26 protein-coding genes are annotated in these 26,336 nt (G+C 71.4%); 14 read left to right on the top strand and 12 right to left on the bottom strand.

Going from position 1 to position 26,336, the window contains the following annotated elements; translation table 11 throughout:
* Positions 1 to 70 precede the first annotated feature (70 nt).
* The 4 genes from GPA03_RS17965 to GPA03_RS17950 all read right to left on the bottom strand — a co-directional run bounded on the left by GPA03_RS17965 (position 71) and on the right by GPA03_RS17950 (position 3,264).
* Positions 71 to 1,315: an RNA polymerase sigma factor gene (locus GPA03_RS17965; protein ID WP_156253428.1), complete on the bottom strand. Its 1,245-nt coding sequence runs from the start codon at positions 1,313 to 1,315 to the stop codon at positions 71 to 73.
* A 17-nt stretch (positions 1,316 to 1,332) separates the two neighbouring features.
* Positions 1,333 to 1,695 carry a YciI family protein gene (locus GPA03_RS17960; RefSeq protein WP_162458421.1) on the bottom strand — a complete coding sequence of 121 codons (363 nt, stop codon included), beginning with the start codon at positions 1,693 to 1,695 and terminating at the stop codon, positions 1,333 to 1,335.
* Complete coding sequence (locus GPA03_RS17955; protein ID WP_162458420.1) at positions 1,692 to 2,069, bottom strand: YciI family protein; 378 nt, start codon at positions 2,067 to 2,069, stop codon at positions 1,692 to 1,694. Before GPA03_RS17955 ends, GPA03_RS17960 begins: the two co-directional genes overlap by 4 nt.
* Before the next feature lie 298 nt (positions 2,070 to 2,367).
* Positions 2,368 to 3,264, bottom strand: coding sequence for a DMT family transporter (locus GPA03_RS17950; RefSeq protein WP_206673627.1), 897 nt, complete (start codon positions 3,262 to 3,264; stop codon positions 2,368 to 2,370).
* A gap of 40 nt (positions 3,265 to 3,304) precedes the next feature.
* Between GPA03_RS17950 and GPA03_RS17945 the strand changes: the two genes are divergently transcribed.
* The 4 genes from GPA03_RS17945 to GPA03_RS17930 are packed head-to-tail and all read left to right on the top strand — an operon-like array spanning position 3,305 to position 8,517.
* Positions 3,305 to 3,835, top strand: coding sequence for a MarR family winged helix-turn-helix transcriptional regulator (locus GPA03_RS17945; RefSeq protein WP_156253425.1), 531 nt, complete (start codon positions 3,305 to 3,307; stop codon positions 3,833 to 3,835).
* A gap of 55 nt (positions 3,836 to 3,890) precedes the next feature.
* Entirely contained in the window at positions 3,891 to 4,547 is a 657-nt protein-coding gene (locus tag GPA03_RS17940; RefSeq protein ID WP_156253424.1) for a Pr6Pr family membrane protein, read from the top strand.
* Positions 4,548 to 4,607: 60 nt separating this feature from the next.
* The gene (locus GPA03_RS17935; protein ID WP_156253423.1) at positions 4,608 to 7,304 is read left to right on the top strand and encodes a lysylphosphatidylglycerol synthase transmembrane domain-containing protein; all 2,697 of its coding nucleotides are present in this window, start codon (positions 4,608 to 4,610) and stop codon (positions 7,302 to 7,304) included.
* 58 nt (positions 7,305 to 7,362) lie between these two features.
* Positions 7,363 to 8,517: a PP2C family protein-serine/threonine phosphatase gene (locus GPA03_RS17930; RefSeq protein WP_156253422.1), complete on the top strand. Its 1,155-nt coding sequence runs from the start codon at positions 7,363 to 7,365 to the stop codon at positions 8,515 to 8,517.
* On the opposite strand, the gene GPA03_RS17925 is transcribed toward GPA03_RS17930, so the two are convergent.
* Entirely contained in the window at positions 8,507 to 9,877 is a 1,371-nt protein-coding gene (locus tag GPA03_RS17925) for an LssY C-terminal domain-containing protein (protein ID WP_156253421.1), read from the bottom strand. The genes GPA03_RS17930 and GPA03_RS17925 overlap by 11 nt on opposite strands.
* 138 nt (positions 9,878 to 10,015) lie before the next feature.
* Between GPA03_RS17925 and GPA03_RS17920 the strand changes: the two genes are divergently transcribed.
* Positions 10,016 to 11,095: a DNA glycosylase AlkZ-like family protein gene (locus GPA03_RS17920; protein WP_156253420.1), complete on the top strand. Its 1,080-nt coding sequence runs from the start codon at positions 10,016 to 10,018 to the stop codon at positions 11,093 to 11,095.
* A 1-nt stretch (position 11,096) separates the two neighbouring features.
* On the opposite strand, the gene GPA03_RS17915 is transcribed toward GPA03_RS17920, so the two are convergent.
* Positions 11,097 to 12,191: an LLM class flavin-dependent oxidoreductase gene (locus tag GPA03_RS17915; protein ID WP_156253419.1), complete on the bottom strand. Its 1,095-nt coding sequence runs from the start codon at positions 12,189 to 12,191 to the stop codon at positions 11,097 to 11,099.
* Between the two features lie 51 nt (positions 12,192 to 12,242).
* On the opposite strand from GPA03_RS17915, the gene GPA03_RS17910 reads away from it, so the two are divergent.
* The gene (locus GPA03_RS17910; RefSeq protein WP_156253418.1) at positions 12,243 to 14,216 is read left to right on the top strand and encodes an ABC1 kinase family protein; all 1,974 of its coding nucleotides are present in this window, start codon (positions 12,243 to 12,245) and stop codon (positions 14,214 to 14,216) included.
* Between the two features lie 167 nt (positions 14,217 to 14,383).
* Positions 14,384 to 14,848, top strand: coding sequence for a MarR family winged helix-turn-helix transcriptional regulator (locus GPA03_RS17905; protein WP_206673626.1), 465 nt, complete (start codon positions 14,384 to 14,386; stop codon positions 14,846 to 14,848).
* A gap of 25 nt (positions 14,849 to 14,873) precedes the next feature.
* On the opposite strand, the gene manD is transcribed toward GPA03_RS17905, so the two are convergent.
* The 6 genes from manD to GPA03_RS17875 all read right to left on the bottom strand — a co-directional run bounded on the left by manD (position 14,874) and on the right by GPA03_RS17875 (position 18,659).
* Entirely contained in the window at positions 14,874 to 16,109 is a 1,236-nt protein-coding gene (gene manD, locus GPA03_RS17900) for a D-mannonate dehydratase ManD (protein ID WP_156253417.1), read from the bottom strand.
* A gap of 124 nt (positions 16,110 to 16,233) precedes the next feature.
* Entirely contained in the window at positions 16,234 to 16,620 is a 387-nt protein-coding gene (locus tag GPA03_RS17895; protein ID WP_156253416.1) for a VOC family protein, read from the bottom strand.
* Entirely contained in the window at positions 16,620 to 16,928 is a 309-nt protein-coding gene (locus GPA03_RS17890; RefSeq protein ID WP_156253415.1) for a hypothetical protein, read from the bottom strand. The genes GPA03_RS17895 and GPA03_RS17890 overlap by 1 nt, the downstream gene beginning before the upstream one ends.
* A 9-nt stretch (positions 16,929 to 16,937) precedes the next feature.
* The gene (locus GPA03_RS17885) at positions 16,938 to 17,549 is read right to left on the bottom strand and encodes a methylated-DNA--[protein]-cysteine S-methyltransferase (protein WP_156253414.1); all 612 of its coding nucleotides are present in this window, start codon (positions 17,547 to 17,549) and stop codon (positions 16,938 to 16,940) included.
* On the bottom strand, positions 17,546 to 18,022 hold the full coding sequence (locus GPA03_RS17880) for an RNA polymerase sigma factor (RefSeq protein ID WP_156253413.1): 477 nt from the start codon (positions 18,020 to 18,022) through the stop codon (positions 17,546 to 17,548). The genes GPA03_RS17885 and GPA03_RS17880 overlap by 4 nt, the downstream gene beginning before the upstream one ends.
* A gap of 61 nt (positions 18,023 to 18,083) precedes the next feature.
* Complete coding sequence (locus GPA03_RS17875) at positions 18,084 to 18,659, bottom strand: 1-acyl-sn-glycerol-3-phosphate acyltransferase (protein WP_241681370.1); 576 nt, start codon at positions 18,657 to 18,659, stop codon at positions 18,084 to 18,086.
* Positions 18,660 to 18,707: 48 nt separating this feature from the next.
* Here GPA03_RS17875 and GPA03_RS17870 point away from each other — a divergent pair, with 48 nt between their 5' ends.
* The 7 genes from GPA03_RS17870 to GPA03_RS17840 all read left to right on the top strand — a co-directional run bounded on the left by GPA03_RS17870 (position 18,708) and on the right by GPA03_RS17840 (position 26,324).
* Entirely contained in the window at positions 18,708 to 19,013 is a 306-nt protein-coding gene (locus GPA03_RS17870) for a thiamine-binding protein (protein ID WP_156253412.1), read from the top strand.
* The gene (locus GPA03_RS17865; RefSeq protein ID WP_156253411.1) at positions 19,010 to 21,022 is read left to right on the top strand and encodes a DUF5107 domain-containing protein; all 2,013 of its coding nucleotides are present in this window, start codon (positions 19,010 to 19,012) and stop codon (positions 21,020 to 21,022) included. The genes GPA03_RS17870 and GPA03_RS17865 overlap by 4 nt, the downstream gene beginning before the upstream one ends.
* 39 nt (positions 21,023 to 21,061) lie before the next feature.
* A complete protein-coding gene (locus tag GPA03_RS17860; protein ID WP_156253410.1) occupies positions 21,062 to 22,042 on the top strand; it encodes an aldo/keto reductase in 981 nt (326 codons plus the stop codon).
* 451 nt (positions 22,043 to 22,493) lie between these two features.
* Complete coding sequence (locus GPA03_RS17855; RefSeq protein ID WP_162458419.1) at positions 22,494 to 23,516, top strand: siderophore ABC transporter substrate-binding protein; 1,023 nt, start codon at positions 22,494 to 22,496, stop codon at positions 23,514 to 23,516.
* A 15-nt stretch (positions 23,517 to 23,531) separates the two neighbouring features.
* A complete protein-coding gene (locus tag GPA03_RS17850) occupies positions 23,532 to 24,551 on the top strand; it encodes an ABC transporter permease (protein ID WP_206673625.1) in 1,020 nt (339 codons plus the stop codon).
* A complete protein-coding gene (locus GPA03_RS17845; RefSeq protein WP_156253408.1) occupies positions 24,541 to 25,569 on the top strand; it encodes an iron chelate uptake ABC transporter family permease subunit in 1,029 nt (342 codons plus the stop codon). The genes GPA03_RS17850 and GPA03_RS17845 overlap by 11 nt, the downstream gene beginning before the upstream one ends.
* Positions 25,566 to 26,324, top strand: coding sequence for an iron ABC transporter ATP-binding protein (locus GPA03_RS17840; protein WP_156253407.1), 759 nt, complete (start codon positions 25,566 to 25,568; stop codon positions 26,322 to 26,324). Before GPA03_RS17845 ends, GPA03_RS17840 begins: the two co-directional genes overlap by 4 nt.
* The last annotated feature ends 12 nt before the right edge of the window (positions 26,325 to 26,336 follow it).

Below are 26,336 nucleotides of genomic sequence, written 5' to 3'. Positions count from 1 at the left end.
GATTCCGGGTGAGCGTTCACATCAGGGCGATTCGGCGATCTGGACCCGAATCTGGTGCAACGCCGCCGCCTCAGAGCGAGGCGAGCCGGTTCCGCAGGTAGGTCAGCTCGACCTCGTGCTGGCAGCGCTCGATGGCGACCTGCAGGGCCGCGCGCGCGGCGTCGACCTCCCCGGCCCGGACCAGCAGCTCGCCACGGACCGCGGGCAGCCGGTGCGACAGGGGGAGCACCTCGTCCAGCCCGTCGAGGAGCGCGAGCCCGGCGCGTGGGCCGTCGGCCTCTGCCACCGCGACCGCGCGGTTGAGCCGCACCACCGGGGATCCGGTGAGCTGCTCGAGCCGCGCGTAGTCGGCAGCGATCGCGGACCAGTCGGTGCCGTCGGGGTGCACGGCGGTGGCGTGGCGGGCCGCGATCACGGCCTGCACCCGCAGCTCCTCCGCCCTACCGGTGGTCGCTGGCACGGACGCGAGCAGCGCCAGGCCCTCGGAGATCTCGTCGTGGTGCCAGGCCGACCGGTCCTGGTCGGCCAGCAGCACGAGCTCGCCGTCGGCGCTGACCCGCGCGTCGCGGCGTGAGTGCTGCAGCATCATCAGCGCCAGCAGCGCGACCACCCCCGGCGCCCGCTCGCCGCGCCGCTCGAGCAGGCGCACCAGCAGGCGCGCCAGCCGGATCGCCTCACCGGCGAGATCGGCACGCACCACCGCGTCCCCGAACCCGGGCGCGTACCCGGCCGTGAAGCACAGGTAGATGGCCTGAGCGGCGACCTCCACACGATCACCGAGAGCACCGTCGTCGGGCATCGCGAAGGGCAGACCCGCCGTCGCGATCTTCTTCTTCGCCCGCGTGATCCGGGCGGCCATGGTCGGCTCGGTGACGAGGAACAGCCGCGCGATCTCCGCTGTCGGGATACCGAGCACCAGCCGCAGCGCGAGCGCGGCCTGCGACTCGGGCGCCAGTGCCGGGTGGCAGGCGAGGAACAGGAGCTTGAGCTCGTCGTCGCCGACGTCGTCGATGTCCACCTCGCCCCGTTCCTCCTCCCGCAGGTGGTCGACCACGAGCAGCGGCAGCTTGCGGCGTGCGGTGTCAGCACCGCGAAGCTTGTCGAGCGCTCGCCGACGAGCGGTGGTGAGCAACCACGCCGCGGGATTGCTGGGAACGCCGTCGGTCGGCCACGTGCGGGTGGCGGCCTCGAAGGCGTCGGCGAGCGCGTCCTCCGCGAGGTCGACGTCGCGGAAGCGACCCACGAGCAGGCCGAGCAGCCGCCCCCACTCCTGCTGCCAGGCCTGCTCGACGGCGGCGCTCGCCCGGTCGGTCATGCAGCCATTGTCGGCGGTCAGCCCTCGATCGAGTCGTCGACGGGGCGGATCTCGACCACGTACGGCGTGAGCACCGAGAACATCTCGACCGCGGCGTCGATGTTCGGCGCCTCCAGCAGGTAGAAGCCACCGATGCCCTCGGTCGCCTCGCTGAACGGCCCGTCGGTGAGCGTGACCTCGCCGCCGACCTGTCGCAGCACGGTCGCGCTGTCGCCGTCGGTCAGCGCCTCACCGCCGAGGATCGTGCAGTCCTCGCGCTTGGAGACGGCGACGCTGAAGTCACCGTGCGAGGCCATCTCGGCCTGCTGCTCCGCCTCGGAGGCGGTCGCCCAGCTGTAGTCGGGGTCGTTGTAGCTCACCAGGAACCCGATGTACTTCATGGCGCTGTCTCCTCGGACTTGTCCTCGATCGCCGGCCCGACCTCGCGGATCTCGACGGGGAAGTGCTCTGCCAGGATCGCGCATGCCTGCTCGAGGTCCGCAAGGTCGTCCGACTCCACGAGGTAGAAGCCGCTCAGCTGCTCGACGCTCTCGGTGTACGGACCGTCGGTGACCGTGATGCCCGCCGGGCCGGAGCGGACCGTGCGCGCCGTCCGCGGCAGCGTCAGCTCGGCGCCGCCGGTGACGCGGTGACCGCCCTGGGCGAGTCGGCTGGCGAACGTCTCGTGCTGCGCGTAGACCTCGGAGCGCTCCCCCGGCGTCTTCGCCTCCCAGGCGTCGTAGTCGTCCGGAATGATCAACATGTACTGAGCCATCGGTGCCTCTCCGTCTCTCAGGTCATCCTGGTTCATCCGCCCCGCTGGTGGTGCGTCATCATCGTGACGATCGGGGATGCCGGTTCTCGACAACACGCGCGCATCCCTCCAGCACGCGGGCGGTCAGGCGAAGGCCACCGCGGGAGAGCGCCCAGTTCGGTGCAGAACGCCGAGCTCGTCGGGAGCACCAAGCGAACTCGACGATCGTCCGCGAACTCGGCGGGCGGGGGCGGGGCTACGGCCGGGGCGGGCCTGCGGGCGGGTGGGGCCGCGCGCGGGATGGGGCTGCGGGCGGGAGTCAGGCGGCTGTGGCGACCTCGGGCGCCCGACGCCGTCGGAGCCGTTCGGCCACGGCAGGCTGCCCCAGCACCACACTCCCGAGCACGAGCCCGGCACCGAGGGCCTGCATCGGGCCGAAGGCCTCGTGCAGGACGATGACGCCGAGCACGGTAGCGACCACGGGGTTGACCAGGCCGATGAGCGAGACGGCGGCGGCCGGGAGGTGCTTGAGCCCGGTGAACCAGCAGACGTACGCCACCCCGGTGCCCGCGACGGCGATCCAGAGGTAGCCGAGCGCGGCGGGCAGGTCGATGGCAGGCGGCGCGCCTTCGACGATCAGCGCGACCGGCACGAGCACCAGGCCGCCCATGACGAGCTGCCAGGAGGTCATCGTGATCATGTCGGTGGGTGCGGGCCAGCGCTTGACGAGCACGAACCCCAGCGCCGAGATCAGCATCGAGGCCAGCGCCGCGAGGACGCCCCACAGGGGCAGCGTCGTCGGGGACCTGAGCACGAGCAGGGCGACACCGACCAGCCCGATCAGGGCGGCCGCGACACGGAGGGCGGTGGGCCGCTCCTTGAGCAGCGGCCACGCGATCGCCATCACCACCAGGGGCGAGGCGGCCTGCAGCGTGGAGGCCAGCCCGCCGGGCAGCAGGTATGCCCCGAGGAAGAGCAGCGGGAAGAACAGCCCGATCGTGCACAGCGCGAGCACGGCGGTGCGCCACCACCAGCGCCCCTGAGGCAGCCGGCGGCGCCACGCGAGCATGACGAGACCGATCGGCAGCGCGCGGATGGCAGCCGAGAACAGCGGCCGGTCCGGGGGCAGGAGCGCACCCGTGACCACGTAGGTCGTTCCCCATGCGGCGGCTGCGAAGGCGGCCATGAGAGCGGCGCGCATCGAGTTACCTTCCACGGAAGACAATGTACCTTCCGCGGAAGATATAGTCCAAGCCATGGGTCGCACCGACGCCGATGACGGCAGGGCAGGCGAAGGCACTGCGGACTTCGTGGACGAGGTCATCGAGCAGTGGCGCCGCGAGCGCCCTGACCTCGATCCCTCGCCCATCGCCGTCGTCGGGCGGATCAGCCGCGCCTCGCGCGCGATCGACGTCAGGCTGCGGGAGCGGTACGCCACCTTCGGTCTCGGCGAGGGCGACTTCGACCTGCTGGTCACGGTGCGGCGCAACGGACCGCCCTACCGGCTGACGCCCACGCAGCTCGGGACGCGGATGATGATCACGAGCGGGGCCGTCACCAAGCGCGTGGACCGGCTCGCCGAGATGGGGCTGGTGCGGCGCGCCGTCTCGGAGGGGGACGCCCGCTCCCTGCCGGTGGAGCTCACCGATGCCGGGCTCGCCCTCACCGGGAAGGCGATGGCCGCGCACATGGCGAACGAGGAGCGCATCCTGGCCGCGCTCACCCCGGCCGAGCGCACGCAGCTGGCCGGCCTGCTGCGCAAGCTACTGGTCTCGTTCGAGCTGTAGCGCACGGTGGCACGCCCTATCGCGGTCAGCGTTCGCACCGATAGCGTGACGCCTCATGAATCGCGCGCGGGTGTGGCACGGCGTCACCTTCGTGGTCGTGCTGGCGGCACTGGTGCTGCAGGCGGTGCTCGTGGTGCAGGGCGGTCGGGTCCTCGACGACGCCGACATGCCACCGCTCGCCACGAGACTGCTGCGGCTCGTCAGCTACTTCACGATCCAGTCGAACATCGCGGTCGCCGTGGTCTCCGGGATCCTCCTGCGCCGACCCGACGCCGACGGTCGTGGCTTCCGGGTGCTGCGCCTCGACGCCGTGATCGCGATCACGGTGACCGGCCTGGTCCACTTCTTCCTGCTGCGGCCGCTGCTGGATCTCGAGGGCGCCGATGCGATGGCCGACCTGCTGCTGCACGTGGTCGTGCCACTGCTGGCGTTCGTGGGCTGGCTGCTGCTCGGACCGCGCCCGCGGATCACGGCCCGGACGATCGGCCTGGCCCTGATCTGGCCGGTTCTGTGGCTCGGATACACGCTTCTCATGGGTGAGATCAACGGCTGGTACCCCTACCCGTTCATCGATGTGGGCACCCTCGGCTATCCCCGCACCCTGCTCAACGCGGCCGGCGTGACCCTGCTGTTCCTGCTGCTGTTCGCCCTCGCTGCCCTGGCCGATCGCTTGCTCCCGGCCGCGCCGACGGGTCCTTCTCCCCGTCCCTGAACGGCCACACCCCGCATATCAGGCGCGGGTCCGCAGGCGGTGCAACCTACTATCGGTGACATGTCCGGGTCGGGTGCGCCGCATCACGCGCCCACGCGCACCCCCGGCAAGGCGCGCGTGGTCGATCTTCCGCCTCGCCGAGTGCGCCGACCGGCCGACCTCGTGCTCATGCTCGTCTCGGTCGTCGGGATCGCCGCTGTGCTCGTGCTCGGCATCTACGCGAGCCGCACCACGACGGGCGTGATCGACGACATCGAGGCGTCCCCGTTGCAGACGATCATCGAGGTGATCAGCAACATCCTGCTGCTCCCGGTCAACGTGATCGAGGGCTGGCTGACGCTGATCCTCCCGGTGGTCGTGATCGTCGAGCGGCTGATCCGGCGCAACCCGCGGGCGGTGCTCGAGGCGCTGGGCGCCGCCGTCGTGGCCGCGATCCTCGCCGTGCTGATCTCGTGGTTGGTGCTCGAGCACGCCCCCACGGTGCTCGTGGACGAGCTGCGCGTGTGGCAGGTCGATCTCGACGGCTCGGGCCAGTGGGTCATCACGATCACCCCGACGGTCGCGGCCCTCTCGGCACTGCTGACCGCCACCGGCACCCGTGACCGCAGCCGGATCGTGGCGATCTCCTGGAACCTGCTCTGGATCGTGCTGGTGGTCGCGGTGATCACCGGTACCTCGACGATCGTCGGTGGTCTCGTCTCGGTGCTGATCGGCCGCGCCGTGGGTCTTGGCGGCCGCTACCTCTTCGGTGTGCTGTCCGAGCGCGTGCACGGCGAGGACCTCGTCAAGGCGATCAGGAGGGCCGGCGTCGACCCGGTCAGCGTGGTCCGGATGGGTGGCACGGGCGACGTCGAGCACATGCGGGTCGAGACCATCGACAGCTCGACCGAGATCGGGTACACGACCAAGGACACCCGGCCGGACCCGTTGGAGCCGGAGGTCACGACCGCGCCGATCCCGAGGGTCACGCTGGATCCCGGCGCTTCCCAGGAACCGACGCGCGCCACGCAGGAGCCGATGACCGACACCGCGCTGCGCGGGATCGCGGCCGTTCTCCCCGAGTCGGCCACGGTCGCGATCGAGCGCGAGGGCTTCAACCGCGTCTACGCGGTGCTGGACCGCGACGGCGAGCGGTGGGACGCCGTGGTCCTGGACCGCGACCGGCAGGTGATCGGTCTGCTCGCCTGGCTGTGGAACGCCGTCCGGCTCCGCGGGTTCGGACGGCGCAACGCCGTCTCGCTGCGGCAGGCCGCCGACCGCGCGGTGCTGATGACCTACGCCGCCTCCGCCGCCGGCGTGAACAACCCGCAGCTGCGGGGCATCGCGCGCTCCGACGAGTCGATCGTGCTGCTCGGGGAGCACATCGACGGCGGCCAGAACCTCTCGGACTACACGATCGAGCGCGTCACCGACGAGGTGATGGACAACGCCTGGGAGCAGCTCGGGCGTGCCCACGCCGCCGGCCTCTCGCACCGCAACCTCTCCTCCGAGACCGTGCTGCTCGTGGGCGACGGCCCCGACGAGGGCACCGTGTACATCAACGGCTGGGAGCAGGGCGACATCGCCTCCTCCACGCTGTCCCGTCGCATCGACGAGATCCAGATGCTCACCCTGTTCGCGGTGCGGGTCGGGGCGGAACGAGCGTGCGAGGCCGCAGCTCGCGCGCTGGGCACCGGCCACCTCGCCGCGCTCGCGCCGCTGCTGCAGACCGTGGCGCTGCCGCCCGAGACGCAGGTGGAGGCACGCAAGGACAAGACCGTGATGCGCGACCTGCGGAACAAGCTGGTCACGTACCTGCCGGAGTCCGAGTCCGCGGTGCAGCCGATGCAGCTCACCCGGTTCCGGCCCCGCACGATCGTCACGATCATCGTGGCGGTCGCCGCCGGCTGGGTGCTGCTGACAGCCGTCAACTTCCGCGAGATCCTCACCTACGCCGCCAACGCGAACGCGATGTGGCTGCTCGCGGCGTTCGGTCTCGGGCTGACCACGTACGTCGGATCGGCGCTGGGACTGGTGGCGTTCTCGCCCGAGAAGCTGGGCCTGTGGCGCACCACGCTCGTGCAGGTCGCGGCCTCGGTGATCGGCATCGTCGCCCCGGCCGGCGTGGGTCCCGCCGCGCTGAACCTGCGCTTCATGACCAAGCGTGGCGTCGAGACGCCGATGGCGGTGGCCACGGTCGCGCTGCTGCAGGTGTCGCAGTTCGTCACCACCGTGCTGATGCTGATCGCGATCGCGCTGCTCACCGGCAGCCAGGGCGCGCTCGCGTCGCTGCCCTCGGGCACGATCGTGGTGATCCTGCTCATCGCGATCGTGATCATCGGCGTGCTGTTCGCGATCCCGCAGCTGCGCCGCTGGCTGATCGCCAAGACCCGCCCCACCCTGCGACAGGTCCTGCCCCGGCTGATCTGGGTGCTCGGCCAGCCGAGCCGGCTGCTGATGGGCATCGGCGGCAACATCATCATGACGGCGGGCTACCTGGCGGCGTTCGGTGCCACCCTGGCCGCCTTCGGGCAGTCGTTGCCGCTGACGACTCTCGCCGTCATCTACCTCACCGGCACCGCGATCGGGTCCGCGGTCCCCACCCCCGGCGGTATGGGTGGTGTCGAGACCGCGCTCACCACGGGGCTGCGCACGGCCGGCATCGCCACCGCTGCGGCGCTCCCCACCGTGCTGATCTACCGCGTCCTCACCCTCTACATCCGGGTGCCGCTCGGATGGGTCGCGCTCCGTCACCTCCAGAAGCAGAACGCCGTATGAATCGGCACTATCGTGAGGACGTCCAGCGAAGCCGGGGGACGAAGGCGAGAGGCGAGTGATGGAGCTGACCTTCCGCTTCGCCGTGCGCTCCGACCTGGGCACCGTGCGCACCAACAACGAGGATTCGGCGCTGGCCAGCCCGCAGCTGCTCGTGCTCGCCGACGGCATGGGCGGCCACGCCGCCGGCGAGGTCGCCTCGACCGTGGCCACGCGCGTGTTCGCGCAGCTCACCGATGACGTGCCCGACGGCGATCCCGCGGGCACCGAGGATGTCGCCGCCCGCATCACTCGCGCCGGCAGGTCCACCCGGTCCGCGCTGCAGCAGATGTCGGACGCCGACCCGATGCTCGAGTCGATGGGCACCACGCTGCTGGCAGTCGTCGGGCACGGCGATCACGTGACGGTCGGGCACATCGGGGACTCCCGCGTGTACGCGCTGCGCGGCTCCTCGCTCTACCAGGTGACCACGGACCACACCCACGTGCAGCGGCTGGTCGACACCGGCCAGCTCACCCCCGAGAAGGCGCGCACGCACCCGTACCGGGCGATGCTGCTGCGCTCGCTCGACGACCAGCCCGGCGGTCCGGACCTCGACGTCATCGCGCTCGAGATCGAGCCGGGTGACCGGCTGCTGCTGTGCAGCGACGGCCTGTCCGACTACCTCGCGCCCGAGGAGATCGGCGAGGTTCTCGCCGATCCCGACCGCGAGGAGGCGGCCGACCGCCTCATCGACGCCGCGCTGCGGGTGGGCACGCGCGACAACGTCACGGTGATCGTGGCCGATGTCGTCGCCGACGGCGAGGCGGCCGTGGCCGCCTCCGCCCTGCTCGCTGGTGCCGTGGTCGACGGGCTCGACCTGTCCGAGCCCGCGAGCGCCGCGCTGCACGAGACCCTGCCCGCGCTCGCCCCGCTGATCGTGCGCGAGACGATCGGCGAGCACGGGCCCGAGCCCGAGCCCGAGCCGGAGCCAGAGCCAGAGCCGGAGCCCGAGTCGGAGCCGCTGCCGGACGACGGCGCCGACGAGGAGCCCGCATCAGCGGCAGCGCCCGAGCCCGAGCCCGAGCCGACGGCGAGCGTGCCGCGCGAGCCGAGCCCCGCCGTCGAGAGCACCCGGCAGGATCCCGCCGAGAGTCAGCCGGACTCGCTGCTCCCGGCGGCCCTGGCCTCGGCGTTGCTGGTGCTGGTGGCACTGGCGGTGTGGTTCATCCTGTGACATCGCCGCTGGTGTCGCGCTCGGGCTCACCGGGTCGGCTGCCCACGTAGATGCGGGCGGTGTCGCTGGAGAGCGCGAGGATCGCGAGGATCTCCAGCGCCGTGCCGAGCAGGCTGATCACGGTGGCGCCGCGCAGGTCGCCCAGCCACCACAGGACCGCCCACACGATGACGCCGAGCGTGCTGAGCAGCAGCGCCGCCGTCCGCGCCCAGCGGTGCCCGCGGTACACGAGGACGCCGAGCACCCCGAAGAGCACGTAGTAGGCGATCAGCAGCCCGTGGCTGATGCCGACGAGGACACCCAACGGCAGGCCGCCGTCGAGCCAGTCGACGACGAGGGGGATGTCGAGCAGCCCGCCGCCGTCCGGCGGCACCGTCCAGGCGAGGCTGAACAGACCCACGATCGCCCGGACCAGCACGAGCCCGACGGCGAACGCGACCGTCAGCGGGACCGGCCGCAGGTAGGCGGCCTCCTCGTGGTCGACGTCGATCTGCGCCTGGAGCTTCTCGGACGGCGTGGCGAGCGACCGCACGTCGATGATCGGCATGTCGCCGTCGGTGGTGATGTGGTCGCCGCCGCCGTTGCGGTGGTGGTAGCCGGAGGAGAAGTGCCGCAGGTGCTCGACGCCCACGCCCTCGTTGCCCGCCGCGGGTGCGGTCAGCGTCGCGATGATGTGGTCGCGCTCGGCGTCGATGTCGGCGTCGATGCGGTGCGTGATCTGGCCGGTGAACAGCGACAGCCCGACCGCACGGTCGAACGTCCCCGCGGCGAGCCACTCGACACGGCGACCCCCGGGGAGCAGCCAGCCGTCCGGCGTCGGCCAGAACCGCACGTGGTGCCGCTTGGCGGGGTTGCCCTCGACCTCCTGCTGGTAGGTGAAGGCCTGCCGGCGGCCGAACAGGAACAGCGGGCTCACCGGCGCCTCGGCGTAGGAGCGGCGACTCAGCGTCGCGCGCACGGTGCGCCAGCCGGTGAAGAGGTTGAGCTCGTCGGCACGGTGCCAGCCGGCGCGCAGCATCGCGGCGTGGATCTGGTCCTCCTGGCCGAGCAGCGCCAGGTTCACCGGGTCACCGAGCACGCCCTCGCGGGTGCGGGTGCGGCCGATGAAATAGTCGGGCAGGTAGATGCGCGACAGCAACGAGTGGATGCGCGGCAGGATCAGGTAGGTCACGAGCAACCAGAACGGCAGGAAGGCCCACAGGCTGGTCCAGCCCTCGGTGGCCAGCTGGTAGATCAGCAGGAACGCGAGCCAGGCCGCTGCGAGGGTGGCGAACCCCGTGAACACCCGGTCGATCGTCCTCACCGGCACGTGCAGGTTCTCGACCGCCGCCTGAGCGCGCTCGGTCAAGGAGGGGGCCATGGCAGAAACCGTAATCGCCCCAGCACCGATCCGGCATCCTGGTTTGTCCCCATCCTCACCGGGGGCATCCCCCACCCCGAGGCGCACGACGGCGCTGCGTGCGCCCTGCTTGTCGCAGGCACCCCATAGGTTCTCGCCATGCACGAGCTGTCGAAGCAGGACGCCAGGCGCATCGCGGTGACCGCCCAGTGGCTCGGCGCGAGCCGACCATCGACCCTCCTCGCGTTCGTCGAGCGCGCCACGCTGCTGCAGCTCGATCCCACCAACGCGATCGCGCCGAGCGCGCACCTGGTCCTGTGGAGCCGGCTCGGCGGCGACTACCGACACGAGGACCTGGCCGCGGCGCTGGCGCAGCTCGAGCTCATCGAGCTCGATGCCCTGCTGCGGCCCGCCGCCGATCTCGCGCTCTACACGGCGTCGATGGCGGGCTGGGCCGAGCGCCACCAGGGCACCGCGATCGCGCAGTGGGCGGAGGCGAACAGGGCCTTCGCCGACGACATCGTCGCCCGGCTGCGCGACTTCGGGCCGATCACCTCGCGCCAGCTGCCGGACACCTGCGTGGTCCCGTGGCGATCGACCGGTTGGACCAACGACCGCAACGTCACGCAGATGCTCGAGGTGCTGGTGGCCCAGGGAGTCGTGGCCGTGGCCGGCCGCTCGGGCAAGGAGCGGCTGTGGGATCTCGCCGAGCGCGTGTACCCGGACGTGCCGCCGGTGCCGCTGGCGGAGGCCGCTCGACGGCGGGACGAGCGCCGCCTCGGTGCGCTCGGCATCGCGCGGGCCAAGGCCGCGAAGCAGCCGATGGAGCCGGTCCACGTCGGCGAGGCCGGTGAGGAAGCCGCCGTCGAGGGCGTGAAGGGCACGTGGCGGGTCGATCCGACCTACCTGGCGCAGCCGCTGGAGCCACGGGCCGCGCTGCTGTCCCCGTTCGACCGGCTGCTCCACGATCGCAAGCGCCTCGTCGAGCTGTTCGGCTTCGAGTACGTGCTCGAGATGTACAAGCCGGCAGCCGCACGCCGATGGGGCTACTACGCGCTGCCGATGCTCTACGGCGACGCGCTGGTGGGCAAGCTCGACGCGGTCGCCCGTCGCGACGACGGCGTGCTCGTGGTCAACGCGGTGCACTGGGAGGGTGAGCCGAGCGCGAAGGTGCGCTCCGCCGTCGAGCAGGAGATCGAGGCGCTCGCCGGGTGGCTCGGCCTCTCGGTGCGGCGCTGAGTCAGCGCGGCCAGGCGGCCGCGATCGCCTCGAAGCTCGCGATGCGGGCGGCCCGATCGAGGCCCGGCGTGACGATCACGACCTCGTCGCTCTGGCTCTCGCGCTGCAGCTCCTGCAGCCGCTCGACGACCTGCTCGGCGGGGCCGATCGCCATCCGGTCGGGGTCGCGAGGGGTGTCGCGGAACTCGGAGGAGGCGGCGAACGCGTCGACGGCCTCGGGGCGGATGGGCTCGCGGATGTTGCGGCGCAGGTTCAGCATCGTGAGCGCCCAGCCGGCCTCGAAACGGGTGACCTCCTCGGGATCCTCGCTCGCGAACGCCAGCACCGAGATCGCCGACCACGGCTCCTGCTCGACGCCGGGCTGGAAGTCGGCGCGGTAGCGGCGCAGCACCGAGGTGGCGATCTCCGGGCTCATGTGGTGCGCGAACACGGCGCGCATGCCGTTGACGGCGGCGAACTGCGGGCCGTACCCGCTGGAGCCGAGCATGAAGACGTCCGGCTTCTGCTCGACGACGGGTGCCGCGATGAGGCGGCTGTAGGGGTGGCCCTCGGGGAAGCCGTCCCCGAGGAAGCCCAGCAGCTCGGAGACCTGGCCGGGGAAGTCGGCGGCGGGGTCGCCCTTGGTGCCGCGGCGGAGCACCAGCGCGGTCAGCGGGTCGGTGCCCGGTGCCCGGCCGAGCCCGAGATCCACCCGGTCCGGCGCGATCGCCAGCAGGGTGCGGAACATCTCCGCGACCTTGAAGGAGGAGTGGTTGGGCAGCATGATCCCGGCCGCACCCACGCGGATGCGCTCGGTCAGGGTCAGCAGGTGGGCGATGAGGATCTCGGGTGCGCTGCACGCGAGCGAGCTCATGCTGTGGTGCTCGGAGACCCAGTAGCGCCGGAACCCGGCGGTCTCGACGGCGCGGGCGAGCTCGACGGCTCCGGCGATCGAGTCGGCCGCGCTCTCGCCGTACTCGATGCCGACGAAGTCGAGCACCGCCAACGGGAGCGTCGAAGGGGCGGTGGGCTCGGGCGTCGCGGCGTCAGTCACATCCTCGACAACCCGCAGCGCACCCGATCGATTCCGCTCCTCGGGTACGCGGAGGTGGTGCATGCCCCGTCCGGGGGAGGCGGCGCCGCGGCGAGGCTGTCAGACTCAGTGCCGATGGACGCCGCCAACGCCGTGCTCGCTCTCCTGGCAACCCTGCTCAACGCCGTCGTCTTCGCACTGCTCGTGAGGCGGATCGCCGGTGCGCCGATCAGCCTGGTGCGAGCCACGGTCGCCGCGCTGATCGCGACACTGATCGCCCGGCCTGTCCTCGGCGCGCTCGTCGGCGAGCCCATGGGCAGCGACGGTGCACCCACCGTCGCGCTCGGGCTCTACCTGGCGCTCCTGATGGCCTTCTCGGTGGTGCTGGCGATGCTGCTGCTGGTCCTGGCGGAGATGGTGATCCCGGACGGGAGCCTGCCCGGACCGGTCGAGCTGTGGCGGAGCTGGCGGTCACGGCTCGCACGCGGGCGCCGGTACGCGGAAATCGTCGGCATCGTCACCAAGCACGGCCTGAGCCGGTTCCTGCGCGGCCGGCGGCCGGCGGGGGCGTCGAGCGCCTCGGAACGGCGCGAGCTCGCGCGGTCGCTGCGGCGCACGCTCGAGGATGGTGGGGTCACGTTCGTCAAGCTCGGGCAGCAGCTCTCCACGCGACGCGACCTGCTGCCGCCGGAGTTCATCGACGAGCTCTCGCTGCTGCAGGACGCCGCGCGCCCGCTCCCCTGGGCTCAGGTCCACGCCGCCATCAGCGCCGAGTGGGGGAAGCCGCCGGAGTCGGCGCTGGCCTCGATCGAGCACGAACCGCTGGGCTCGGCCTCGGTCGCCCAGGTCCACGCCGCGGTCCTGCGTGACGGCACGCCGGTGGTCCTCAAGGTCCAGCGCCCGGGCATCATCGACACCGTCGACCGCGACCTCGACCTCGTGAAGCGCCTGGCCGCCACGCTCTGCGCGCGCACCGAGTGGGCGAACCGCATCGGCCTGCGCTCGCTCGCGGACGGCTTCGCCGACGCGCTGCGCGAAGAGCTGGACTTCACCGTGGAGCTCACCAGCACCGCGCTCGTGGCCACCGAGCTCGCAGGTACCCCCGGCGTCCGCGCCGCCCGCACCTACCCGGAGCTCTCCACGATCCGCGTGCTCGTGATGGAGCGGCTGCCCGGCGTGCCGCTCGGTGCGGCCGAGCCGCTGCTCGCGCGGCTCGGTCCGCAGCGACGCGGCGAGATCGCCGACACCCTCCTCGACGTCGTCATGGGTCAGGTGCTCCGCACCGGGGTGTTCCACGTCGACCTGCATCCGGGCAACATTCTTCTCGACGACGATGGCACGCTCGGTCTCCTCGACCTCGGCTCGGTGGGTCGGCTGGGCGAGGCCACCCGAGAAGGTCTGGCGCGGCTCTTCGGTGCGATCGGCACCGGCAGCTCGCAGGCGGCCACCGATGCCCTGCTCGACGTGGTCGACCGGCCCGAGGACGTCGATGAGCGCGCCTTGGAGCAGGCCGTGGCGGAGGTCATCCTGCGGTTCGGCTCGGGCGGACCGGGCGCCGGCGCTGCGGCCTTCACCGCCCTCTTCCGGTTGGTGTCCGATCACGGGCTCGGCATCCCGCCCGCGGTGGCCGCTGTTTTCCGGGCCGTCGCCACCTTGGAGGGGACGCTGCTCGTGGCCGACCCCTCCTACGACCTGGCCGACAGGGTGCGCACGATCGGCCGGGACCAGCTGGGCCAGGCCGCCACGCCCGCTCGGCTGCGGGAGAGCCTGGAGCGTGAGGCGATCACGCTGCTGCCGGTGCTGCGCCGGCTGCCGCGACGGCTCGACCGCCTCACGGACGCCGCCGAGCACGGCCGGCTCTCGGTCGGGGTGCGGCTGCTGGCCGACCGCCGCGATCGCGAGCTCGTCACCCGGCTGTGGCACCAGGGCATCATGACCGTGCTGGCCGCGACCGCCGGCATCATGGCGACGCTGCTGTTCACGGTCGGCCCAGGGCCGACGGTGGCGCCCGGGATCGGGCTGTTCTGGGTGCTCGGCGCCACGATGCTGTGCATCGCGGTGGTGCTCGCGCTGCGTGTGCTGATGGCGGTTCTGCGCCGCTCGGAGTGACCGCTCAACTAGCTGAGTGAGCGCTAGGTCACATGGGTAGTTCTGCCCCTCACCCCCGTTTTCGCCACGGTCATCCCGTGTGGACTGTCAGGGTGCCGCAGGCGCACGCTTACGCTGTGCCGGAAGTTCCGGGGGGAACTGTCAGAACTGTGGTGGATGGAGGGGACGTGGTGACGAAGCAGTGGCTCACCGAAGACGAGCGCGAGGCCTGGGTGGCACTCACCGGGCTGCTCATCAAGCTGCCGACCGCGCTCGATGCAGCCATGGCCAAGGCGGCCGGCCTGACGTACTTCGAGTACCTGGTGCTCGCGATGCTGGCCGAGGAAGGCGATGGCAGGCTCCGCATGAGCATCCTCGCTGAGCGCACCAACGGTTCGCTGTCCCGGCTGTCGCACGTGGTGCGCCGGCTGGAGAAGCAGGATCTGGTCCGCCGCGAGGGCGCACCCGAGGACCGCCGCGCGACCAACGCGATCCTCACGGGCTCGGGGCGCCACCTCGTCGAGCAGGCGGCACCCGCGCACGCGAGGTACGTCCGCGACATCGTGATCGACGGCACGTCGGCGAGCGACCTCAGCTCGCTGGCACGTGTCGGCCAGGGCATCCTGGACCGGCTCGAGGAGTCGGCAGGCTAGCGCCTCCTGACGGCACCGTTGCCGGCTACCAGTCGTGAACGGTGCCGTCCGAGAGCCGGTTGAACGGCAGATAGGCCTGCTCGTAGGGGTACTTGCCGGCACCGTCGACATCGAGCTCGACGCCGAGGCCGGGCTGGTCGCCAGGGTGCAGGAGGCCGTTCTCGAACGTCATCGACTGCTGGAACACCTCGTTGGTGCGGGTGCCGTGCTGCATGTACTCCTGGATGCCGAAGTTGTGGATCGCCAGTCCGACATGCAGCTGTGCAGCGAACCCCACGGGCGAGATGTCGGTGGGGCCGTGGCAGCCCGACTTGATCTGGTACTGCGCCGCGAAGTCCATGACCTTCTTGAGCGGTGAGATGCCGCCGAAGTGGGTCGAGGCCGTGCGCACGTAGTCGATCAGCTGCTCGCTGATCAAGCCCTGGATGTCCCAGATCGTGTTGAAGATCTCCCCGATCGCGAGGGGGGTGATGGTGTGCTGGCGGACCAGCCGCAGCGCGTCCTGGTTCTCGGCCGGCGTGCAGTCCTCGAGCCAGAACAGGTCGTACGGCTCCAGCGACTTGCCGAGCTTGGCGGCCTGGATCGGGGTCATCCGGTGGTGGCCGTCGTGAAGCAGGGGCAGATCGGGGCCGAACTCGTTGCGGACCGCCTCGAACACCGTCGGCAGGTGACGCATGTACTTCTGGGTGTCCCAGTCCTCCTCGGCGGGCTTCGGACCGCGGCGCGCGGGCTCGTGGTCGTAGCGCTCCTCGCCGCCGTCGAGCATCGACTGCGCCGCGATCCCGTAGATCGCCTTCAGTCCCGGCACCCCGGTCTGCACGCGCACCGAGCGGTAGCCGAGCTCCTGGTGCTGGCGGATCGAGTCGAAGAGCTGCTCGGTGTCGACCCCGGAGGCGTGCCCGTACGCCATCAGCCCGGTGCGGCTCGCGCCGCCCAGCAGCTGGTACACGGGCATGTTCGCGGCCTTGCCCTTGATGTCCCACAGCGCCATGTCGACGGCCGCGATCGCCGCCATCGTGACCGGGCCCCGGCGCCAGTACGAGCTGCGGTAGAGGAACTGCCAGGTGTCCTCGATCTTGTGCGCGTCGAGGCCGAGCAGCAGCGGGACCACGTGGTCCTTCAGGTACGCCACCACCGCCATCTCCCGGCCGTTGAGCGTGGCGTCACCCAGCCCGACGTGCCCCTCGTCGGTCTGCAGCCGCAGCGTCACGAAGTTCCGGTTGGGGCTGGTGACGATGACCTCTGCCCGCTCGATGATCACGGTGGGTGCTCCTTCGCTCGGATACGCACCGCCAGCGGTGCCCTGCGGATCATCTTCCCCCGCCACGCACGCACGGTGGCAACCGATTGCCAGCCGTTGCTCGACGGCGGTCCTGCGCGCCGGCTCAGCGGGTCAGGCAGAACTCGTTGCCCTCGGGGTCGGCGAGCACGATCGTGTCCGGTCCCTCCAGGACCACGGCGGCGCCCAGCGCCAGCAACCGCTCGACCTCGGCGCCGACGTCCTTCGCCGTGAGATCGACGTGCACCCGGTTCTTCACGACCTTGGCCTCCGGCACCTTCTGGAACCAGAACCGCACATCGCTGCCACCACCGACCGGTTGCACCAGCACGGTCGGGTCGTCCTCGAGATCGGTGATCCCGAGCGTGGCGAGCCGCGCGCGCTCCGCGTCGTCGTACGGCGCGATCTCGTAGCCGTCGAGCACCTGTGCCCAGAACCGTGCGAGCCGCGCCGGCTGCGCGCAGTCGGTCACCACGTCCCGCAGCGACGCCATCAGGACCCCTCGACCGTGCCGCGTCGTCGCTCGGGCCGGATCGTCACCGAGCCGGAGCGGCCGTCCTCGAGGTCGACCTCGAGCCACGGCGGCTCCTCCGCCACCGGCGCCGGGGCGGTGCGGTCGTACTGGTCCTTCAGCTCGTTCGCCGCCTCGTGGCGGGTCGGGGCGAAGACCTCGTCGATCACCCCGAACGGCCCACCGCCGCCGCTGCCCGACCACGGGTGCCTGCTCAGGTCACGCTGGAACAGCACCACGGCCACGAGGCCCAGCGCCATGATCCCCAGCACCACCAGCAGGGTCTGCATGCCTGATCCTCACACGGCCGGGGCCGGCCCGGACGCCTTCTCGAGCGCGAGCAGCGCGATCTTCGCCTCCGGGCCACCGCGATAGGCGCCGGTGGCGCCGTCGGCCCGCACCACCCGATGGCAGGGCAGCACCAGGGGCACGGGGTTGCGCGCGCACGCGGTCCCCACGGCCCGCGTCGCCCCGGGGTTGCCGATCATCTCGGCCACCTGTCGGTAGCTCGCCGTGCTCCCGTAGGCGATGCGCGGGAGCAGCTCCACGACCTCACGGCGGAACCCCGCGGCCAAGGAGAGATCGACCGGCACATCGAAGCTGCGCCGTCGACCCTCGAAGTACTCGCCCAGCTCCCGCGCCACCGGATCGAGGCGCGGCCGGTCCTCGAGCACGCGTGGGCTCACGCGCGAGGCGAGCTCGCCGAGGACCTCGTCGGTGGCCTCGATGGAGAACGCGACCCGCACGAGCCCGCGCGGGGTCGCGGCGAGCAGCAGCGTGCCGAGCGGCGAGTCGATGGTGCGGTAGGCGACGTCGAGAAGGTCGGCCTCCGCGGCCGCCTGCCCGAGCCGGGCGCTCAGGCGCCGCAGCGTGGCGTCGTCGTCGGGAAGGCCGAGATCGGTGAGGCTCATCGAAGTTCTCCTGAGTAGGTGCGTCGGAGCGCGGCGATGCCGTCGGCGCTCGCGCGTCGGGCCGCTGCCGGAGTGCCGCCGAGGATCGCCGCCACCTCGCGGTGCGGCAGGCCCGCCACGTGGTGATAGACGACGGCGGATCGTTGCTTGGGCGGCAGGGTCGCCAGGTCCTCCCAGAGGTCGCGCTGCCACCCGCCTACGGCCGGGGCCGCCCGGCTGTCCTCGGGGAGCTCCTGCGTCGGCAGTGGCGCCTGGCGCCGGGCCCTGATCTGGTCGATCGCCTTGCGGTGGGCGATGGTGACCAGCCAGGCCTCGACGTTGGCGTCGTCGGGCAGCTCCGGGTAGGCCCGCAGGGCGGCGAGGAACGCCTCGGACCAGGCGTCCTCGGCGTCGTCGGGGCCGGCGACCGCCCGGCACACGCGGAGCACGGTGGCGCCGTGGGTGCGGACGAGGGCCTCGAACGGTGTCTTCATCACACCTAGCAGACGCTCAGCGGCGCACAGATGTGAGATCGGGGCATGAGGGGGCGGCGTGTCAGGCGGTGCCGGACTCGTCGCGGAGCCGCGGCTCGGACTCGAAGCCGGGGCGCACACCCACGAACCCGTCGTAGAAAGCGCGGATCCGGTCCATGTCCGCCGACACGTCGCCCGTGAGGTCGACGCGCGGCCCGATCCCGCACGCCATCCGGCGGCGGTCGAGGAACCCGAGGATGACCGGCAGGTCCGCATCCTTGGCGAGCCGGTAGAAGCCGGACTTCCAGTACTCGACCTTGCCGCGGGTCGCCTCGGGGGTGATCACCAGCATGAAGTGCTCGCCGCGATCTGCCATCTCCACGAGCCGCCGGACCAACCCGGAGTCGGCACCACGGTCCACCGGGATCCCGCCCAACGCCCGCATCAGGGACCCGAGCGGCTCCCAGAACACCGACTTCTTGGCGAGGAAACGGAAGTTCACGCCCACGTGCCAGCTCACCATGACCATGAGCACGAAGTCCCAGTTCGAGGTGTGCGGCGCGCCGAGCAGGACGCCGCGCGGAGGCAGCGGCTCAGCCTCGGGCGTCCACCGGCTGAACCGCCAGTAGATCCTCGCGAGCCACCGACGAATGCGCACGAGGGCTACCGTACGGCGCCCCAGCCCTTGGTGTGGCACGCTGCCGCCATGCTCGCCGCCTTCAGCATCGCTCCGCTCACGTCCGACCCCGCCGGCAGCGTCACCGACGCCGTCGCCCGCGCCGTCAAGGTGGTGCGCGACTCCGGGCTGCCGAACGAGACCACGTCGATGTTCACCACGGTCGAGGGCGAGTGGGACGAGGTGATGGCGGTCGTCAAGGATGCCGTCGACGCGGTGGCCGAGGTCTCGCCACGTGTCAGCCTCGTGCTCAAGGCCGACATCCGCCCCGGCTACTCCGGGCAGCTCACCGCCAAGGTCGAGCGCATCGACGAAGCCCTGGGGAAGGACGCTTGACCACGACCCTGAGGGCCACCACCCTCCACCTCACCGGCGCCCTCCCCGGCCCCGAGAGCCCGCTGCCGGCGTTCACGCCGATGCGGGCGCTGCCGGCCATCGAGCCCGGCGACGGCGTCAGCCCAGAGATGGCGTCCCGGATCACGCAGGGCCGGCTCGCCACCCCGCTCCCCTACGCACGGCACAGCGACTACACCAGGGCGAGCGACGCCGTCGAGATCCCCGCTCTGGTGCTGGACAACGGGACGCTGACGGCGACCGTGCTGCCGACTCTGGGCGGGCGGGTCTGGTCGCTGCGGGACCGGGTGCGCGACCGCGAGCTGCTGTTCGTGAACCCGCAGCTGCGGCCCGCGAACTTCGGGCTCACGGACGGCTGGTTCGCGGGCGGTATCGAGTGGAACCTCGGCTCGACCGGGCACTGGACGCTCTCGAGCCGACCGCTGCACGCCGTGCGCATCCAGACCCCGAGCGGTGACGGCCTGCGGCTGTGGGACTGGGAGCGCACACGCGACCTGATCCTGCAGGTGGACCTGGAGCTCGAGGGCGACCGGTTGCTGGCGCACACGCGCGTGATCAACCCGGACCCGGAGCCGAAGCCGCTCTACTACTGGACGAACATCGCGGTGCCGGAGACGCCCCGCACCCGCGTGCTCAGCGCGGCGGACTCGGCGTGGCGCACGGACTACACCGGCCGGCTGGCGAAGGTGCCGGTGCCCCACCCGGACTCCCCCGACGTCGACATCAGCTACCCGGCGACCGCCTCGCACGCGGCGGACTACTTCTTCGACTCCCCTGCGCCGGGCCGGTTCGTGGCTGCTGTCGAGCCCGACGGCACCGGCTTCGCCCAGACCGCGACCGACGCGCTGCGCGGGCGCAAGCTGTTCCTCTGGGGCACCGGTCCGGGCGGGAACCGTTGGCAGGAATGGCTGTCCGGCCCGGGCGCTCGGTATGCCGAGATCCAGGCGGGCTGGTGCACCACCCAGATGGAGCATGACGTCATCGAGGGGCACGCCGAGCTCTCGTGGACCGAGTCGTTCGGCGGGATCGACCTCGATCCGGAGGCGGTCTCGCTGCCGTTCCGCGAGGCTGCCGAGGCTGCCCGGGACGCCGTGCTCGACGGCGCAGCTCCCGCCGATCTGTCGGCTCGCCACGCGCAGTGGTCGGCCGAGGTGGCCGACGCCGCCCCGCTGGAGATCCTTCACGTGGGCTCCGGCTGCGGCCACGCCGAGGTCGAGCTGCGTCGTGCGGCCGGCGAGGAGCCGCGCCTGCCGGCCGAGGCCGTCCCCTTCCCCGCTCACCCCACCCCCCAACACGCCCCCACCCCCCAACCCACTCCTTCCGCCGAACAGGAGGTTCTGCCCGGTTCGGGCACCGATACCGCGCAGAATCCCCTGCTCGACGCCCCTGCGGCGATGCCGAGAGCTGCCGTTGGTGCCGTGCCGGGGGTGTCCGACCGGTGGCAGGCCGCGTACGCCGACCCCAGCCTCGCCGCCGAGCCGTGGGTGCGGTACGCCCGCGGGGTCAACGCGCACGTGCGCGGGGACGCCGACGGAGCGGACGCCGAGTACGCGATGGCCGAGGATCTGGCGGCCTCACGGGGTGAGCCGGTGCCGTTCCAGGCCGTGCGCGGGCGGGCGCTGCTCGCGGCGCAACGCGGCGACGTCCACCAGGCGCGCGCGCTGTACGCGACTGCGGTGGCCGCCGCCCCGCAGGAGCGGACCCTGCTGACCGAGGCCGTGGCCTACCTGCTCACGGTGGGCGATGCCGCGGCGGCGCTGACGGTGCTCGACCAGGCACCGGCTGCGCTCAGCGACCACGGCCGCAGCCGGCTCCAGCGTGCGCAGGCACTCCTGGCGGCGGGTGATCGGGAGGGCGCGGCCGGCATCCTCGAGGGTCTCGAGGTGCCCGACCTGGCCGAGGGTGGGCGCGAGCTCGACGCGATCTGGGCGTCGGTCCATCCGGGTCAGCCGCTGCCCGCCCGGCTCGACTTCCGGATGCACTCCGACTGAGGCGTGACTGACCAGCGGTCGGAGGGCTAGGTTCGAGAGATGGACTACCGCCATCTCGGCCGCACCGGCCTGCAGGTCTCCCCGCTCGTTCTCGGCACGATGAACTTCGGCCCTCGCACGAGCGAGGCCGACAGCCACGCGATCATGGACGCCGCGCACGACGCGGGCCTGAACTTCTTCGACACCGCCAACCGCTACGGCACCCAGCCGGGCGAGACCGAGGAGATCCTCGGCCGCTGGTTCGCCTCGGGCGGCGGGCGGCGCGAGCGCACCGTGCTCGCGACCAAGCTCTACGGCGCCATGGGCGACTGGCCCAACGAGGGCAAGCTCTCGGCGCTCAACATCCGCCGCGCCGCCGACGCCTCGCTCAAGCGGCTGCAAACCGACTACATCGACCTCTACCAGATGCACCACATCGACCGGGAGACTCCCTGGGACGAGATCTGGGAAGCGATGAGCGTGCTGCGCCAGCAAGGAAAGATCCTGTACGCCGGGTCCTCGAACTTCGCAGGCTGGCACATCGCCACCGCGCAGGGCGCAGCTGCGGCGCTGGGGATGGTCGGGCTGGTCAGCGAGCAGTCGCTCTACAACCTGATGTCGCGCTGGGTCGAGCTCGAGGTGCTGCCCGCTGCCGAGCACTACGGGCTCGGCGTGATCCCGTGGTCGCCCCTGGCCGGCGGGCTGCTGGGTGGCGTGCTCGCCAAGGAGCGCGAGGGCGTCGAGGGTCGCGGCACCGCCAACGCCGAGGGCATCGAGAAGAACCGCGAGGTGCTGACCACGTACGAGGCACTGTGCGAGGAGATCGGCGAGAAGCCCGCCGACGTCGCGCTCGCGTGGCTGCTCACCCGCCCCGCCGTGACCGCCCCGATCATCGGGCCGCGCACCATCCAGCAGCTCAACGAGAGCCTGCGCGTGCCAGACATCGAGCTCGACGACGCCACGCTCGACCGCCTGGAGGAGCTGTTCCCGGCACCCTTCCCCAAGGGCAGCAACCCGGCCCCGGAGGCCTACGCCTGGTAACCACCAGCCACCCGGGAAGCGGTGCACCAGCGTCCATAGACAGGGCGCCAGTGGACGCTCAACCACCAGCCACCCTGGGATGGTGCTCCAGCGCCCATAGGGCCGGTGCCGGTAGACGCTCAACCACCAGCCCCCGGGAAGTGGTGCACCAGCGTCCATGGACAGGGCGCCAGTGGACGCTCAGCCACCGCTTTCCCCGGGCAGCGTGGACGCTGGCTCACCGCCGGGCCTGAGGACGACCAGTTCGGACCTGTGCCGGCCGCCCGGGGGTAGCGGCGTCTCATTTCGTCACGCTCGACTTGCGGAATCCCGCCGTTGTTGGTTAGGTAAGGCTTGCCTTAGGCGAGCGCTCGCTCGTCGCCGCGTCAGCGGCGGGCAGCCAGCCGACGGTGGCGTGCGCCTTCGTCGCGCACCCACCGTGGGTCGACCAACCACTCGGGAGAGCCTTGCCATGACCGTGCACCGACCACTCGCTGCGATCTCGCTGATCGCGGTGTCCGCCCTCGTCGTCGCCGGGTGCGGCGCCTCGGCGGGCGCGAGCTCCGACGCCGACGGCGCAGGAGACGACGCGGCCGAGACCATCACCTACACCTGGGACCGCAACGTGGCGGGCGAGGACGAGGACCCGGTCTACGAGGCGACCACCGTCGAGGTGCCGCTCGATCCCGAGCGGATCGTCGCCTTCGAGATGGCCACGGTCGACACGGTCGGTTCGCTCGGCGGCGAGATCACCGGTGCACCGCTGGAGTCCGTGCCCGAGTACCTGCAGGGCTTCCTGGCGGACGACGCCTTCAACGCGGGGACCTTGTTCGAGGCCGACCTCATCGAGATCGAGGCACAGCAGCCGGACCTCATCATCATCGGCGGTCGCTCCTCGGGCCTGTACGAGGACCTGAGCGAGATCGCCCCGACGATCGACCTCGGCATCCGTGGCACGTACCTCGAGACCCTCGAGAACAACGTCACCTTCCTGGGTGAGGTGCTCGGCGCCGAGGACGAGGCCGCCGCGGCCCTTGACGAGCTGAACGCCGGCATCGAGGAGGCCAGGACGGCGGCCGCTGCGGCCGGCACGGGCCTCGGCCTGATGGTCTCCGGCGGCCAGCTCAACGCGCTCGCGCCGTCGGGCGCCGAGGGTGGCAGCGCCAACGTGCGCGGCGGCCTGCTCTACGACGTCTTCGGTGTGACGCCGGTCGTCGAGGACGTCCGTTCCGCCACCCACGGCGAGCCGGTCTCGTTCGAGTTCCTGCTCGAGCACGACCCGGACGTGCTGTGGGTGATCGACCGCGACGTCGCCACCGGCGAGGCCGAGCAGGGCGCAGCGGCGCAGGTGCTCGACAACGAGATCGTGCATCAGACCACCGCCTCCACCACGGACTCGATCGTCTACCTCGACCCGGTCGCCTGGTACATCGTCTACGGCGGCATCGCGACCACGCAGCTGCTGATCGACGACGTCATGCAGATCGCGAAGTAGAGCCCCGCTCCGCACGTGACCACCGCTGTCGCCGAGACCGTCAGCGCCCCCGCCCCGCCCCGTCCCCGACGGGCCTGGGTGGGGGCGCTGATCGGCGTGCTGCTGGACACGTTGACGATCCTGAGCCTGTTCATCGGCGTCTCGGACGTCTCACCCGCCTCCCTGATCAGCGGCGGCAGCGAGGGAACGGCGGCGTTCTTGCTGGTCGTCAGCAGGGCGCCCCGCACCGTCGCGGTGGTCCTGGTGGGCGCATCGCTCGGCATCGCCGGCCTGATCATGCAGATGCTCGTGCGCAACAAGTTCGTGGAGCCCGGCACCACGGGCGTCACCGAGTTCGCGACCTTCGGGATGTTGCTCACGATCGTGCTCTGGCCAGGGTTGGCCGTGATGGGGAAGATGGCCGTCGCCGCCGTCTTCGGGCTGCTCGGCACCTGGGTGTTCCTGCGCGTCATCCGCGCGATCCCGGTCCGACAGCTGGTGCTCGTGCCGCTCGTCGGCATCATGCTCGGCGGCATCATCGGCTCGGTCACCACGTTCTTCGCCTACCGGCTCGACCTGCTCCAGTCGCTCGGGCAGTGGGCGCAGGGCAGCTTCTCGACCGTGATGCAGGGCCGCTACGAGCTGGTCTGGGTCGCAGCCGCGATGGTCGTCGTCGCGTGGTTCGCGGCGGACCGCTTCAGCGTGGTCGGCCTCGGTGAGGAGTTCGCGACCAACCTCGGCCTGCACTACCAACGGGTGGTCGCCGTCGGCATGGTGATCATCGCCGTGATCACCGCGGCGGTGCTGGTGACCGCGGGCATGATCCCGTTCCTCGGGCTCGTGGTGCCGAACGTCGTCAGCCTGATCATCGGTGACAACGTGCGGCGAGCCATCCCGTGGGTCGCCGGTCTCGGCGCGCTGTTCGTGGTCGCGTGCGACATCCTCGCCCGGCTCATCCGGTTCCCCTACGAGATCCCGCTGTCGGTGATCGTCGGGGTGATCGGGGCCGCGTTGTTCCTCTGGCTGCTGCTGCGCAGGAGAACCCGTGCCCACTGACACCTTCGAGGTCGGGGCACCCGAGATCCCCGCACCATTGCGCCGCGGCCGCGGGCTGCGCGAGCTGTGGTCGCAGCCGTGGGTCCGGCTCACCGTGCTCGCCGCGGTCATCGCCGTGGCCGTCGGGATCTACCTGTTCACCGACGTGCCGGGATCGCTGGCGTTCGCGTTGCGGATCCGAGGGCTCACGGTGGCGGCGATGCTCGTGGTCGCGACCGCCGTCGGGGTCTCGACGGTCGTGTTCCACACGATCACCGCGAACCGCATCCTCACGCCGTCGATCATGGGGTTCGACGCCTTCTACGTGCTGATCTCCACGATCATCGTGTTCTTCCTCGGGTCGCAGTCGTTCCTCACGTTCGACCCGCTGACGCTGTGGCTGGTCCAGGTCGGCGTGATGATGACGTTCAGCTCCGCGCTGTTCACCTGGCTCTTCGGGGGCCGTCGCCGCTCGGTCCACCTGATGCTGCTGGTCGGCATCGTGCTCGGGGTCTTCTTCCGCAGCTTCGCCGAGTGGATGCAGCGGATGCTCGACCCCCTCGACTTCCAGGTGCTCTCCGACGCGATGTTCGCGTCGCTGACGCGACCCGACGAGCTGCTGCTGACGCTCACGGGCGCCCTCGTCGTGGCCGGCGCCATCGCCACCGTGCCGCTGCTGCGCACGCTCGACGTGCTCACCCTCGGCGCGCCGGCGGCGATCGGCTTGGGCGTGGAGCACCGGCGCGTGGTGCTCGCCCTGTTCACGATCGTCTCGCTCATGGTCGCGGCGTCGACGGCGCTCGTGGGCCCGATTCTGTTCTTCGGCCTGATCGTCGCGAACCTCGCGTACTCCTACGCCGGCTCGTTCCGGCATGCGTGGACGCTGCCCTGCGCGGTCGGCATCGGCATGCTCTGCCTGATCGGGGGCCAGCTGGTCCTCGAGCAGGTGTTCGGCTACGGCGGCACGCTCTCGACGATCATCGAGTTCGCCGGTGGCCTCTTCTTCCTCTACCTGGTGCTACGAAAGGGGGCGCGATGATCGCGCTCGAGAACGTCACCAAGCGCTACGGCTCCACGACCGTCGTCGACGACGTCTCCCTCACCTTCGGGGGCGAGGGCATCGTCGCGCTCATCGGACCCAACGGCGCCGGCAAGTCGACGCTGTTCTCGCTGGTCGGCCGGCTGCTCAAGCCAGATGCCGGGACCGTGAGCGTCGACGGCCTCGACGTCGCGACCGCCTCCTCGCCCGAGCTCGCCACCGCACTCGCGGTGCTGCGGCAGGACAACCACGTGGGGGCGCGGCTGACCGTGCACGACCTGGTCGAGTTCGGGCGGTTCCCGCACTCGCGCGGCCGGCTCACCGAGGTGGATCGTGACCACATCGAGCGCGCGATCGACTACCTCGAGCTGGACGCCTACCGGGGCCGGTTCCTCGACGAGCTCTCGGGCGGTCAGCGCCAGCGGGCCTTCATCGCGATGGTGCTCGCGCAGGACACCCGGTACGTGCTACTCGACGAGCCGCTCAACAACCTCGACCTGCGGCACATGACCGAGATCATGAAGTTGCTGCGGCGGATGGCCGACGAGCTCGACAAGCGGATCGTCGTCGTGCTGCACGACATCAACTTCGCCGCCACCTACGCCGACCGGATCGTGGCGATGCGGGAGGGTCGGGTGGTGGCCGACGCCCCCGCCGCCGAGGTGATGGACGCCGCCGTTCTCGAGCGCGTGTACGACACCCCGGTCGACGTCCACGAGATCGACGGCAGGCCGGTCGCGCTCTACTACTCCTGAGGGCGGGTCTCG

Source organism: Pseudactinotalea terrae, from assembly GCF_009733845.1.
In the GTDB taxonomy this organism is placed as follows: domain Bacteria; phylum Actinomycetota; class Actinomycetes; order Actinomycetales; family Beutenbergiaceae; genus Pseudactinotalea; species Pseudactinotalea terrae.
This window is presented reverse-complemented; position numbering and strand designations above follow the sequence as displayed.

Coding starts and splice junctions, on each gene's coding strand:
- GPA03_RS17965 (WP_156253428.1), bottom strand. CDS start 1,315: ATGACCGACCGGGCGAGCGCCGCCGTCGAGCAGGCCTGGCAGCAGGAG.
- GPA03_RS17960 (WP_162458421.1), bottom strand. CDS start 1,695: ATGAAGTACATCGGGTTCCTGGTGAGCTACAACGACCCCGACTACAGC.
- GPA03_RS17955 (WP_162458420.1), bottom strand. CDS start 2,069: ATGGCTCAGTACATGTTGATCATTCCGGACGACTACGACGCCTGGGAG.
- GPA03_RS17945 (WP_156253425.1), top strand. CDS start 3,305: ATGGGTCGCACCGACGCCGATGACGGCAGGGCAGGCGAAGGCACTGCG.
- GPA03_RS17940 (WP_156253424.1), top strand. CDS start 3,891: ATGAATCGCGCGCGGGTGTGGCACGGCGTCACCTTCGTGGTCGTGCTG.
- GPA03_RS17935 (WP_156253423.1), top strand. CDS start 4,608: ATGTCCGGGTCGGGTGCGCCGCATCACGCGCCCACGCGCACCCCCGGC.
- GPA03_RS17930 (WP_156253422.1), top strand. CDS start 7,363: ATGGAGCTGACCTTCCGCTTCGCCGTGCGCTCCGACCTGGGCACCGTG.
- GPA03_RS17925 (WP_156253421.1), bottom strand. CDS start 9,877: ATGGCCCCCTCCTTGACCGAGCGCGCTCAGGCGGCGGTCGAGAACCTG.
- GPA03_RS17920 (WP_156253420.1), top strand. CDS start 10,016: ATGCACGAGCTGTCGAAGCAGGACGCCAGGCGCATCGCGGTGACCGCC.
- GPA03_RS17915 (WP_156253419.1), bottom strand. CDS start 12,191: ATGCACCACCTCCGCGTACCCGAGGAGCGGAATCGATCGGGTGCGCTG.
- GPA03_RS17910 (WP_156253418.1), top strand. CDS start 12,243: ATGGACGCCGCCAACGCCGTGCTCGCTCTCCTGGCAACCCTGCTCAAC.
- GPA03_RS17895 (WP_156253416.1), bottom strand. CDS start 16,620: ATGGCGTCGCTGCGGGACGTGGTGACCGACTGCGCGCAGCCGGCGCGG.
- GPA03_RS17890 (WP_156253415.1), bottom strand. CDS start 16,928: ATGCAGACCCTGCTGGTGGTGCTGGGGATCATGGCGCTGGGCCTCGTG.
- GPA03_RS17885 (WP_156253414.1), bottom strand. CDS start 17,549: ATGAGCCTCACCGATCTCGGCCTTCCCGACGACGACGCCACGCTGCGG.
- GPA03_RS17880 (WP_156253413.1), bottom strand. CDS start 18,022: ATGAAGACACCGTTCGAGGCCCTCGTCCGCACCCACGGCGCCACCGTG.
- GPA03_RS17870 (WP_156253412.1), top strand. CDS start 18,708: ATGCTCGCCGCCTTCAGCATCGCTCCGCTCACGTCCGACCCCGCCGGC.
- GPA03_RS17860 (WP_156253410.1), top strand. CDS start 21,062: ATGGACTACCGCCATCTCGGCCGCACCGGCCTGCAGGTCTCCCCGCTC.
- GPA03_RS17855 (WP_162458419.1), top strand. CDS start 22,494: ATGACCGTGCACCGACCACTCGCTGCGATCTCGCTGATCGCGGTGTCC.
- GPA03_RS17840 (WP_156253407.1), top strand. CDS start 25,566: ATGATCGCGCTCGAGAACGTCACCAAGCGCTACGGCTCCACGACCGTC.